The organism is Bacteroides faecis MAJ27 (assembly GCF_900106755.1).
Lineage (GTDB): Bacteria > Bacteroidota > Bacteroidia > Bacteroidales > Bacteroidaceae > Bacteroides > Bacteroides faecis.
Map to the genome: position 1 here is coordinate 213,589 of NZ_FNNN01000007.1, position 12,866 is coordinate 226,454.

11 protein-coding genes are annotated in these 12,866 nt (G+C 39.8%); 3 read left to right on the forward strand and 8 right to left on the reverse strand.

Annotation, left to right across the window (positions count from 1 at the left end):
* Positions 1-132: 132 nt before the first annotated feature.
* Entirely contained in the window at positions 133-2,478 is a 2,346-nt protein-coding gene (locus BLW31_RS08670; protein WP_010537561.1) for a beta-galactosidase, read from the reverse strand.
* A 369-nt stretch (positions 2,479-2,847) separates the two neighbouring features.
* Here BLW31_RS08670 and BLW31_RS24055 point away from each other — a divergent pair, with 369 nt between their 5' ends.
* Together BLW31_RS24055 and BLW31_RS24750 are read left to right on the forward strand one after the other, a co-directional pair.
* Positions 2,848-3,489 (forward strand): carboxypeptidase-like regulatory domain-containing protein, encoded by a 642-nt coding sequence (locus BLW31_RS24055; RefSeq protein ID WP_229035622.1) that lies wholly within the window; start codon positions 2,848-2,850, stop codon positions 3,487-3,489.
* Positions 3,429-3,812, forward strand: a complete 384-nt coding sequence (locus tag BLW31_RS24750; RefSeq protein WP_231946180.1) for an outer membrane beta-barrel protein — start codon at positions 3,429-3,431, stop codon at positions 3,810-3,812. Before BLW31_RS24055 ends, BLW31_RS24750 begins: the two co-directional genes overlap by 61 nt.
* A 238-nt stretch (positions 3,813-4,050) precedes the next feature.
* Here the strand turns inward: BLW31_RS24750 and BLW31_RS08690 are convergent, their stop codons facing one another.
* The 6 genes from BLW31_RS08690 to BLW31_RS08720 all read right to left on the reverse strand — a co-directional run bounded on the left by BLW31_RS08690 (position 4,051) and on the right by BLW31_RS08720 (position 11,038).
* Positions 4,051-5,574, reverse strand: a complete 1,524-nt coding sequence (locus tag BLW31_RS08690; RefSeq protein WP_010537557.1) for a hypothetical protein — start codon at positions 5,572-5,574, stop codon at positions 4,051-4,053.
* Positions 5,549-5,974 (reverse strand): ExbD/TolR family protein, encoded by a 426-nt coding sequence (locus BLW31_RS08695; protein WP_008760582.1) that lies wholly within the window; start codon positions 5,972-5,974, stop codon positions 5,549-5,551. The genes BLW31_RS08690 and BLW31_RS08695 overlap by 26 nt, the downstream gene beginning before the upstream one ends.
* 4 nt (positions 5,975-5,978) lie before the next feature.
* The gene (locus BLW31_RS08700; RefSeq protein WP_010537555.1) at positions 5,979-6,425 is read right to left on the reverse strand and encodes an ExbD/TolR family protein; all 447 of its coding nucleotides are present in this window, start codon (positions 6,423-6,425) and stop codon (positions 5,979-5,981) included.
* Entirely contained in the window at positions 6,409-7,827 is a 1,419-nt protein-coding gene (locus BLW31_RS08705; protein WP_022302281.1) for a MotA/TolQ/ExbB proton channel family protein, read from the reverse strand. Before BLW31_RS08705 ends, BLW31_RS08700 begins: the two co-directional genes overlap by 17 nt.
* A 217-nt stretch (positions 7,828-8,044) precedes the next feature.
* A complete protein-coding gene (locus tag BLW31_RS08710) occupies positions 8,045-9,496 on the reverse strand; it encodes a leucine-rich repeat domain-containing protein (RefSeq protein WP_010537553.1) in 1,452 nt (483 codons plus the stop codon).
* A 246-nt stretch (positions 9,497-9,742) separates the two neighbouring features.
* Positions 9,743-11,038 carry a DUF3874 domain-containing protein gene (locus BLW31_RS08720; RefSeq protein ID WP_010537551.1) on the reverse strand — a complete coding sequence of 432 codons (1,296 nt, stop codon included), beginning with the start codon at positions 11,036-11,038 and terminating at the stop codon, positions 9,743-9,745.
* A gap of 299 nt (positions 11,039-11,337) precedes the next feature.
* Between BLW31_RS08720 and BLW31_RS08725 the strand changes: the two genes are divergently transcribed.
* A complete protein-coding gene (locus BLW31_RS08725) occupies positions 11,338-11,979 on the forward strand; it encodes an HU family DNA-binding protein (RefSeq protein ID WP_008760576.1) in 642 nt (213 codons plus the stop codon).
* A gap of 105 nt (positions 11,980-12,084) precedes the next feature.
* On the opposite strand, the gene BLW31_RS08730 is transcribed toward BLW31_RS08725, so the two are convergent.
* Entirely contained in the window at positions 12,085-12,837 is a 753-nt protein-coding gene (locus BLW31_RS08730; protein ID WP_010537550.1) for a hypothetical protein, read from the reverse strand.
* Positions 12,838-12,866 lie beyond the last annotated feature (29 nt).

Sequence of the window (12,866 nt, forward strand, 5' to 3'; positions counted from 1 at the left end):
AAAACTAAAAGAGTGACCTTCACTCACGTGAAAGCCACTCTCTATTTCATAATTTAATGAACAATATAATTAACCTTTTACCCTATAAATTATAAATACACACTATATCTGTTATTCTACATTCATTTCCTTTTAAAGCTTAAAGGGATTCTTCTTTATATATACCCGATAATCTTTGATCATTCCGGTCTTACCCGCCTCGGCACGTGGGAGATAGGAGAATCCGGTCACCACCTTATCTTCACCCAGATTAATCACAATCTGATGGGGGAACTTCTGTTTGGCAGTCGAATAATTTGTATGCCAGAAAGTAGATTCCTGCAAATCAAATACATTAGTTGCTATATTGTTAGCTTCTTCCGTTTCTTCACTATCGGCATAAACCACTTTCCAATGCTGACGTGACAATGGCTTACCGTCCGTTCCCAATAGTTCCAGTTCGGCAATAGCCGCATAATCTTTGCCATCATAAGCATTCAAAGCCTCCATACAGAAATAACGGGTAGGCACCTCCTTATCAAACTTCACATGTTGCCAACCATTTCCCGGCTTGAAGGTTCCTTCATAAACAGGAGTTTCTTCTGTCAAATCCAGATTTTCCCCAACTTTACGATGAGCATATGCAGCACCATGTACTCGTAAATTATCCAGTATCGGTTGTTCCAATCCTTCCGTTTCAGCTTTTACAGGACCAGCCATATCCAATATAACAACCTCATTATCACCTTCTTTCAACCAACATCCCGGAACATACAATGTCTGCTGAGGTCCGATTTCCCAATAACGGCCCACTGCATGGCCATTGATCCAGACCATCCCCTTACTCCAGTTCATCATATTCAGGAAGGTATCGCCCACTTTATCCAAAGTAAATGTTCCGCGATAATATGCAGGATATTTTTCTGTATTATCCCGTTTCTCATATTTTTTATTTTGTGCAAATGAATAATCAACCGGGATGTTATATACCTGCCAGTCTTTCAAAGATGTAATATTCCCATCATTCGATTGCAATTCTACCTTTTCGGTAATACCTTTCCAGTCATAAATTCCTTTACCGAAGTTCATACGTCCCATTGCTTCTACCAGAATATCCAGTCGGGACTCTTCTTTCATCGGAGGAAGTATCACTGTACCTTCACCCTTCAAGCGACTTAACGTAGCCAGCTTCTTTCCATTCAGGAAAACCTGTGCCCAGTCATGGGCTTCAGTTATAATTAAAGTTTGTTCTTCTTTAGAGGCCGGAAGAGTGGTACGATATAAAATACTACCCCATCCCTGGTCAAACGCTTCCATCGACTTGATATCTTTGCTAATCTTCGGTTCCGGCAAATTATCAAATAAGACGGCTACTTCATCCAACTTAAATTCAGGAACAGCTATTGTCGGAATAGAATCCGGTATAGGCGCCAGTTCTTCACCTTCCGGCAAATACTGTTTCAGCAAATCACGGACTTCTAAGAATTTAGGAGTAACTTTCCCCGATTCATTAATCGGTGCATCATAATCATAAGAAGTACAAGTCGGTGAGAAATTTGGAAAATTCGCTCCGCCCCAATGTCCGAAGCTAGTACCTCCGTGGGTCATATATAAACTGAACGAAATATTACGGTCGAGCATCTCTTTCATCCCCTTCACCAATTCTTCCGCACTGCGTGTCTCGTGCTTGGCTCCCCAATGGTCGAACCATCCGGACCAGAACTCACTGCACATTAACGGAGTATTGGGGCGAAGTTCCTTCAAACGTTCAAACTGCTGATCGATATTAGCCCCTGTACCGAAATTAACTGTCCAAAGTAAATCATCCAATGCATTATTTTCAAAATTAGAATTCCAGTCACATTGGAATAAAGGAACTCCCGTGAAACCGGCCTGTTTCACCATATCCCTTATGGCAGCAATATATGGTTTGTCTATACCAAACGAACCATATTCATTCTCCACTTGTACCATAATAATATTACCACCTTTACTAATCTGGAGGTCAGCCAGTTGTTTGCCTACTTCGTTCATAAACAATTTTACACGTTCCATATAATAAGGGTCCTGTTCACGAAGTTTGATATCTTCTTTTTTCAGCAACCACCAAGGTAGTCCGCCCATTTCCCATTCTGCGCAAACGTAAGGTCCGGGACGTACAATGACGTACATTCCGTTTTCTTGTGCCATGCGGCAAAATGCAGCGATATCCTTCTGACCGGTAAAGTCGTATTTTCCTTCTTCCGGTTCATGAAAGTTCCAGAACACATAAAGACAAATGGTATTCATGCCTAAAGCTTTAGACATTTTGATACGATGCTCCCAATATTCTTTAGGAATACGAGGATAATGAATTTCCGCAGCTTTCACTACAAACGGCTCTCCATTGAGCAGGAAAGTCTTATCTCCTACCTCAAAAGTCCCTTTGGAAGATTGGGTACAGGAAGTGCTAAAAACAGCAACCAATAAAACAAGTAAATACAATAAAGGCTTTTTCATTTTCAATCTATTGTTTTCATGATACATTAAAATTCTCAAGAAATTCTCTGCCGGTCAATGTTTCCATTAAGACCGACAGAGAATTTAAAAACTAATCCTGGTTGTTACCCTAAAATCAAAACTATTACCTATTGAAAACTTCATCCGTTGCAAAGATGAGACATTATTATTATACAAAGGTCCTCAAATCAGTCAAAACAGAACAATTATCATTCAATTTGCAAGAATCCGGCATTTTGAACTATTTTTAAACCATTGTGGTCAAAATTCAAACTTTATTTATCTCTTAAAAAACTTACTTTACAAAAAAAATTAAGACCTTTGTGACCGATACCATAAACACTAAAACGCCTCATAATGGGTAACCTTATGAACGAAAAGACTTACATACTACTATTCATACTATTTATATCATGTATAGATGTTGCTTTTGTTCAAGCGCAAACTAAACATGTCACTATTCAGGGGACTATTCTGGAAGAAGATACTCAGCTCCCTATCGGACAAGCTACCATACAGTTATTATCTCTGCCCGACAGTAATTATGTAAAAGGAGCTTCCAGCCTGGAACAAGGTAATTTTACACTTACAACTCCTCCCGGACATTTTCTGATTAAGTTGTCGTTTATCGGATTCACTACTGAATTTAAAACCCTGCAAATAAACAATACAACTAAGCCAATCATCCAACTTGGCAAAATTGAACTGAAACCCGATGCTATACTTCTAAAAGAAACTGTTATCGTAGCACAAGCTCCCCCGGTAGTGGTTGCAGGTGACACAACCGCCTATAATGCCTCTGCATACCGTGTCAATGAAGGAGCAGCACTGGAAGAATTAGTCAAGAAATTACCCGGAGCAGAAATTAACGAAGACGGCAAGCTAACCATCAACGGAGAAGAAATAAAAAATTATCGGCAGGAATCAGATATCAAAAATCTGAACATTCTATCAAAAAGGATAACCAACGGGAAACATTTGATTATACATTCGGAGCGGAAGCTAATTTAAACTTACCTTGGGATATCAAAATTTCATCTAATATTGATTGCAGGTTAAAAAGAGGATATGGAGGTAAAAATGACACTAACCGTACCCTATGGAATGCCCAAATTTCAAAAAGCTTCCTCAAAAAGAAAAAAGCAACCATCCGATTTCACCTATATGATATCCTCCGTGAGAACGAAAGTTCGGAACGTTCCATTTCCGAAAATTCAATCACCGATAGAGAATCCAGTACTTCTAACGTATACTTTATGGCATATATTGCCTATCGGTTCAACACCTTCGGCAACAAAGGAAAGCGTCAGTCAACACGGAGCAAGGATTATTAATGACAGAGAGTTTAGTTACTTTTGACCCCCTCCTTTCAAACATTCTGAATAGCACTGAAAGAAATCACACTGTAAGATACTAGAAATTCGCAAAAGAAGTTCGGTATCAACACTTGATTTCTCAAAGATTTTGTATACGTTGGTTCGCGAACAACAAAGCTGTTCAGCAAACCAACTCACGGATAATCCCCGCTTATGCAATTCATCTTCTATACGCCGACCAATATGTACCATGACATCATTCTTGTGGAATAATTAAGAAACTGAAACCACACGCTCCTCCTCCACCATTTTCCAATCGAACAAGAATACGGTTCCATCCCTGTCGAAACTGGAAAGGAGCAATATGTTCATCAATGTTGTACCAACTGGTCCCGTAATCACGCCATACATCCTTACCGTTTATCCATACCCGGCCACTATCATCCGTACCGATGGCAACCAGCATGGTAGTAGCCTCATCAAAATAAAGTTCCGTATAAGCATAATAAGTAGAATGTCCGGTAGTGACAGGAACCGTATTATGCATTGATTCACTTTGCATAAACTTCCATCGCAGCGTACCATCCAAATACACTTCTTCCCCTATGACCTTTATCGGATGAGAATCCGTTTCCATCACCCCTGTACCTACTTGTCCGTCAGTATATACCGCATCAAAGTCCACAGATATCTCAGGCGGATGGACAATCGAAAAGTCCTCTCGCCCAAAACTTTCCCACGGTCCTATCATATACCATGTGTTAATATATAACCACCCTTTACGATCCGCACTTTTTGAGAAACGCCGTCCGGGCAATGCCTGAGCTTTTACCATTTCCTGATTAAGCCGGGGACCTGCATAAGCATTCATCGGACGTCTGTTTCCACTGCCCTGAGCTGCCTCCCCCATGCCACCGAAACCGTTCCCATTGCCACTGCCTTCACCTCCGCCCGGCTGACCATTGCCAATTCCAAAGCCGCCACCGGGCTTTCCGACCTGCTTCACTACTCCAAAGAGATTTTCCAACCGAGATTGAGCAAGTCCGGCTTGTCGGGTCGCTTGTCCCAACAGACCACGGTAATTGTTCAAGTCTGCCGTACTTTTTATTTCCAGACCTGCGCTGGCATTACTTCCCGCTGAAGTAGCCCATTCCCCTCCTTTAGTCTGCATTCGAATCAGTTCATCAAAACTTGGCATACGGGAAGAACCTGTCTTCAGAGAACTATAAACCTCGGGAAACGAAAGTCCCTTGGAAAGCGCCTGTTTAGCTGCATTGGCAGCCAAATGGTTCTGCTGTATTTCAGCCTCATATTCTCTTAAAAGAGCATACATATCATCTACCGACGGATTCGCAGATAACTTGCCCGCCTGCGGAATATTCCTTGCTTTCGAAGTATCATTAGCATCATCCGGTGCCGTACGTGGTAACTTTCTTTGCTCTACTTTAGTCAACAATTCATTTTTCCGCTGCCTCATCTTCTTAGCCATTTCCTGAAATTTGCGAAGCTGATCTTCCAAATTTTTCTTGACCAATACTTCCGACTGCTTCACTAATTGCTCAGAATAATTAGCGGGAAGCTCCCGCTGAGCCTGCTCCTGCTTTATTTTATCACTGATACTTTTCGGAGATTTCTGTTTTTTCGCTTGCAAGTCAATAGCTCCCTGTCCTGGTGATGGCATCAGCCAGATAAACAACGCTCCTCCTACCAGACAGACCAGCGCAATAACCCATGATAGGATAACCGTCAGACGGCTACTCCCTGTTGTAGTTTTCGTCATATGTTCGTATTCCTATATTCGTTAAATTATAAAACTGACAAGCATCCATTACTTCCACAAAACGTCCGAATGGAGTGTTTTTATCCATATCAATGCGGATACGCCGACCCGGATCAGAGATACAGGTCTCCCGCAATTGTTCCATCATAAAATTAGTCGAACAAGGTTGTCCGTCCCAATAGAAGTTACCTTCAGCATCCAGTCCTACAATAGCCTGTTTATCATCCGGTTTCAGTTTTATAGCTGATTCCGAAGTCGGCAGATCCACTGAAATATCCCTGTTTTTCACCTTCGTCATTGTAGAGACAAGAAAGAAGATCAATAGCAGAAACACACAGTCGATCAAGGGCGACATAGACACTTCCGGTTCATCTTCATTATTAAATAGTGATAGTCTCATAAGCTTAATAAGGTTTACTACCCAAACGGACACGCGTACGCGTGAATCCTTGTATTTGACATTGATCGAATATCTCTATTACCGTATTTACGGGTACAGTCCGGTAAGCCGCCACATCAATAGCAATTTCCGTACCTTCACTGTTGCGGAGTTCTGTAAGGAAAGTATTCAGATCAAAAATCGGCACATAGTGGTTCTCACCAGTATACGCATCATGTCCTACTACCTGATACACATTTTTCTCCTCATCCACTGCTATGATAACAGCTTCCTCTCCGGCGCGGGTGGTAGACAAGCTGGAAGTCATTGAAGGAAGTGATAAAGGTATTTGCATTTCCCACTTCTTCATCATAGTAGTCACAAGGAAGAAGATCAGTAGCAGAAAGACGCAGTCTATCAAGGGCGACATCTGCACCTCTACTTTGTCTTCTTCATCATAGTTTAGTCTCATGCTTCTCCTCCTTACTCCCCGGTGTGTTCATATCCGTCGAATCTCCTTCCAGATAGAGAGTAGTAATTACATTTTCAACTTCTACTTCCACCAAAGAAGCCAATTTCATAATACGATTTTTAATAATGAAATACAAAGCAATGGCAGGAGCTGCGATGATCAAACCGGCAGCAGTCGTAATCAAAGCTTTTGAAATAGAATCGGACAATATAGAAGCGCCGCCTTCGTCACCATACAATGCTACCAGACCAAACGCTTCGATCATACCGACAACTGTTCCCAGCAAACCGATAAGGGGCGACAGGGAAGCTATGACTGACAAAGGATATATGCGTGACAAATGTGTACGGATATCACGTGCGGCCATATCACCAGCTGTCTGGCTGACAGCTTCTCTTCCAGCTTTCACATGCTCGAAAATAAAACGCAGCGAATTTCCTAATGTGGAAGGGTATTTATCACAGGCTGCAATCGCACCTTTCAAATCTCCTTGTGCAAGGCATTCGCTGACTGTTTTACGCAGTCCTTTTGGTGCCAATCTTCCTTCTCTTGAAGTTAGCAAGCGTTGCAAAGCTATTACTAAGGCAAGCAATCCAAGCAAATACAACGGATACATCATGAATCCTCCCGCTTTAATCTGTGCAGCCCAGTCAATCTGTACTCCTTGCGGTTGTTCATCCTCATTAGTTGTTCCCTCTTCATATACCAGCCCTTCCTCTTCTCCATCAACGGGTACCGGAGTTGCAATTTCGCTCGGAAGTACTTTCGGAGCATTCTTTATATCATCCTGTGTCTTAGCGAGAAAGATTTCATCAAATCCCGCATCACGCCTCTCCGGGCAGATAAAAGAAATACCGGTCAACGTAATATTACCAAAATCTTTCCATAAGTCCCTGGTCATCACCATCCAGTGTCCCGGTAGCTCACCGAGATTAAGACCTTCCATCGGATTTATCAAATCCTTGGATTTGCCGGCTATATAAGTAAAATCATATTTCTTGCCTTTTTGATTTGCAGACTTTTCGGAAACATGAAATTTCATTCCAATTTGATCACCTCCCCATTTTACCCAGGCAAAAGTGATATAGCGAAACTCACCCGGTCCCGGATTCTCGCGAATAGGAATGGATAGCCCGGTCAACTCTGCCGGACTTTTAGAGGCTCCTACATATATATAATTTTCTGTTTTTTTAGAGTATCCCCCATCACGGACAAATTTATTATCCTGAGCTTTCCACTGCGCCCCGTCCGGTATTTTAGTACTAAAGATTTCATATAATCCTTTACCGGATCTACTATTTGTTTGGGCTGAAAGCGGATAAACAGAAAGTGTTATTATCCCCCCAAGGAGTATACCTAACATACCTTTCCCAAAAAGATTCTTCATTTTTGTGCCATTCATGTCTATTCTATTTTTATAAAATTTAAAATCATCGTAGAAATTGATGGTGGCAAAGTTGATAAAAATAGAAAAGAAATGAGTACTCAAATCATTCAAAATACTCCAATTCCTTAAAATGAGACAGAATAAAGAGTTCAAAAATCGCTCAATAGGTTTAAAAATAATCCATTACCAGAAATTTCCAACTATTTTTTATCTGCTATATCAGGTTTTGTATCTATTTTCCTGACACTACCATCCTGACATATTGTGGAGGTAAATAATTATATATAGAGCCATTTTTAAAAGAGGCAGTTTCTAAGGTGGGGGTTCTAAAGTTTATAGTTTCAGCATGGTATCCTTTAGGAACAATCAATTTTAAATACAAAGCAGATATGTATCCATTTTTCACACCCCTCTCTCTTCTATCATAGAAATCACACATAATTAGCTTCACTTTTGTCTGAGACAAGTCCAGTACTTGCAATGGACAATTTAAAATATTCAACGAATACAAGTTGACATTTGAATGTAAATCAAGCTGAGATATAGCATTACTACTACAATCCAAAACCTCCAAATATATATTTGCACTAAGATCAATTGTTTTTAGTCTGTTATCAGCACAATTTAATTCTTTTAAATAAGGGTAGTCACTAAAAACCGGAATTGCTTCTTCTGATATTTCTTTAATAGAAAGTTTACGCAGCGAAACTCCTTCCACATTCTCTTTTTGCTCAGGGAGTATCAATTTCTTCAATAAACGATAATCATTCCCTTCTTGGCGTATCCACTCATATCCCTGCAATCCGCAAGTTAAAAATTCCATCTTTAGGTTAGCACTAAAATCCAACTCTCCAATATAATTTGCTTCACAATTTAGTTCCCGCAATTCTTGATTATGTGATGTTTCAAGTGCTTTTAGCTTATTCCAACTACAATTTATTTTTCTAAGATGCGGTGATCGACTAATATCCAATTTCTCCAGATTATTATCCGAACATTCAAGTATACTTATTCCTTCTGTATTCGATCGGTTATCCGGAAGAATCAACTTAGATAATATCCCGGCACGACCTCCTTCCGAAAGTAATCCTTTATTTCTTTGAGATTTAACAATAACCGTTCGAAGTTGTTTATTATGACTAAGATCCAATTCTGTCAGTCGGTTATAAGTACAATCTAAAGTTCTTAATTGAATATTCTTTTTCAAGTCTATCGTATTCAAATCACAACTTCTACAACTTAAAGTCGTGAGATTTTTACAACCACTTATATCCAGTTTCGGAAGGTAGATTTGTATAATTTCCAACTCACGAAGTTCTTTAAATCTAGAAAAATCAGGAATACACTCCAATGTATCAGTCCGATTTCCCACCAATTTTAACCGACGTAGAGAAGAAAAATACTCAAGGCCTTTTAATGAGGTAATTTCATGCCTCGTAGTTTTCGCTCTATTCACGTCATTATCAATCCATAAACTGGTTTTCAGCTCCAAATCCTCCACGTAATCAATATCCGATAATAAAATAGAGCTGGTATCAGCTATAATCTTCATTTGGAACAACGCTGCTTTAAGCATCGGATCAAATTTATCTGCCACATTCTTATTATCAGAAGAGTTCAATATGTCTGCCCGACTACTCACACCCATCAATAATAAACTTACTATTAAAATAATGTTTTTCATTTTCTATTAAATTTTATGTTGTCCATAATCAAACATCTCTCTACTTCACCTTTTTACATGAGATGAATTATCATTCGCAAGATAAGAAGAAAAAACGAAAAAGAAAAGGAAAGAGTGTCCCCAAAAAGGATACAATTTTTCATCCCAAATAAGCAAATCCCCTTTCCTCCCTTCACCCTTCACAACTCCCTCTGGCACGACGATTGCGGGTGAAGGTCTCTTGTTCACCATCCGCTTCACCTCCCATCAGACGGAGACTACCCGATACACATTCCCAAACTTGGTATGCTTACGTTCTATCCCCACTGCTATCAGTATTTGTGCCAAACTCGCCGGATTTGCCCCACGCATAGCTGCCGGATTTTTCTTCTTCAACCGCTGAAAGATATCAGCAGACGAAAGCAGTTCACACTCTTCCCCTTTTTCTGCCGCCCGATAACAGGAACGCAAAACGTCTTCCACAGGTCCCTGACGATAGAACATCATGTTACTTTGCTGCAATTCCGTCTCTTCCTCTTTGGTAAACCAATAATGTTCACCGGCCAAAATCTCCGCTTTCAATTGAGCATAAAGTTGCGCATAGTCAATCCCCTCACAATCGATAGGATATTCTACCAGCACACAAATAAACCTGCGGCTACCGGTCGGGTCAGTCAACAAATCTTTTCGATTCGATGTCCCGATGAAAGATGCTATACGAGGTAGCGAGCGATAATTTTTCTGATAAGCTTTGCACAGGCTTAATGAAGCCATCTGCATCAGATTCTTCAATAACGGCATTTTCGTCGGAGCATATTTATCAAACTCATCCAGATTGAGAAGTCCCATCTCCGCCAATCTCCGTTCTATATGCCCTTGACTGGTTAAATCCACCTTATCCATATAATAACGCTGAAGCGCAGGAGGAAGTAGCGATTTGCAAAAAGTAGACTTGAAATATCCTTGCTCCGTACTGATAAGCAAAGGCGCCACACTATTGGCATGACTTCCCGTAACCCCCATCCATTGTGCTGTCATACCCCGCATCCATATATGGAATTCTTTCACCCACAATTGGTCTCTCGAAACTCTGCGTGCCAAAGCCGCCAAGCGATCCACTCCATCCCATACCGGCAATTCTTCCAAATAAAGTTTGAAAGGATGATACTCTGCAATACGGGTGGAGAAAATACAGCGTGAAAGATCACGATCCCAACAAGAAATACCTGATTCGTGAGCTTCCAGGCAGAATGTATTTAAGACACGCTGACTCACAGGTGCAAATCCTTCCTCCATTCGTTCCAACAAACGATATTCCGTTTCTTCTGTCAGCACATTGTAGCGGAAATCATAGCGGGATTTTAAAAAAGTATCTACGCTCTCAGTTAGTGACTTCACTTTCGATGAGTCTTTTTCTTTAGACGATGATACCTCCTTAATCGACTGAATAATAGTATTGACAGGTGCTACACTTTTTGTATCCCCTACTCCCGTTTCATCTTGTTTTGAAAGACACTTCATCAATTTTTGCCAAAAGGCAAACCAACCATTTTTTTGTTCCATTTTCTTCTTTTTTATAATTAATGGATGCGAATATAATATCAAAAAAAAGCCATTTGCAACTTTCTTTCCTATTCATTTTTTGAAAACCAGACTTATCATTATTATCCTGTCATTTCTTGTTTATCATACTATTAAACCTTATCTTTGTTACCGACAAATTATACTTATCACAGATGTGATGAGATATTATCACTTTTATGATAAAATAGCGTCATTATTATGATAAGATCTTATCATAGCAATGATAAGTATAAGATATCAGCACTAAAAACAAGAAATCATTTAAAGATAAAGCAGAAATGGCAGTACAATTTGAATTATACAAGACTCCGATGCCAAAGGAGAAAAAGAACAAGACGCGTTATCATGCCCGTCCGGTAAGTTTTGAAACTGTCAATACCGAGAAACTGGCTTATCGCATCCATGATCGCTCCACATTAAGAGTATCGGACATTATTTCAACCTTGGAAGAACTGAAAAATGAAGTAGCCCAGTGCCTTCTGGAAGGTAAAAAGGTGCATGTCGACGGATTAGGATTCTTTCAGGTCACTCTTTCCTGCGAAGAAGAAATACGTAACCCGAAAGACAAACGTGTGCACCGGGTAAAATTGAAAGCTATAAAGTTTAAAGCTGATAAAGAATTGAAAGGGGAATTGTGTCACATGAAATTCCAGCGTTCTAAAATAAGACCACACTCCGCCAATTTATCAGAAGTAGAAATTGACATGAAACTGACTGAATATTTTGCTGAAAACCAGATTATCACCCGGAAAGACTTTCAATACCTCTGCGGAATGACGCAAATCACTGCATATCGCCATATCAAGAGGTTAATGGCAGAAAAGAAATTGCAAAATAAAGGGACGATCTATCAACCGATTTATACTCCGGTTCCGGGTAATTACAGGGTATCGGTAGATTTAAAATACAAAGAACGATGAAAGAGCGATGAAACAGGAAGCCCTTCACCCGTTCTCTCCCATTTGATAAGGGATGTAGAGAGAAGGTGAAGGGCTGATTAATTATGCACAATTAATTCGTATTAACTATGGTTTCAAATAATTTTCCAATGGCTCCATAGATAATTCATCTTGATTTGCTCCCCAACAATAATAAGGCTTTTTATCCTTAAAGAAACATATATGAGGATAAGTATTTTCGCGAGTCAAAATAAAAAATGTCCCATCATCAGAATGTTCTCTAGCATATTCAAACTTCTTTGTTCCATTTTTTTGCGGTGTAAACGGCATAATTTCCCATCTTTCCGCTTCTGTCCTCTTTATGCTACTTTCTACCATCTTGTCCGCAGCTTCCTTCCCAAACACTTCAACATATCCTTGGTAATAACTTTTCGGATTAGCATCTTTCATAAAGTTTTCAGCATGATATATAGCATAAAAATAGATTGTTTCCCCATTATCATTCTGCCCATAAAAACAAGCAAACTTTTCTGGAATTCTAAATACCTTTTCGGAATCGTCCACTAAATATAATCTTGAAGGCGAATCAATAACCGGTACAAACTTTATAGTGGACTTCATCAAAGTTAAGGACAAGGATGAATCATGCCATCTCCCTGCAATATTCATGTTTAGCCGTTCAAGTATGGTATCCTGAACATTTTTATTAATTTCCCTTGCAAGCAGTTTGTTTTTGGGTGTCAGTTGACTGATAGCCTGAGTAATCATCTTATCTCTTTTTATAACTTGCTTGGAAGTACCATCGACATACACTTGTTCGCTACATGAAAGAAATAGGATCTGGACAAGAAACAGGATTGATAATTTAATTGCTTTCATAAAAGATTCTTTTACATCCAACAAAATCA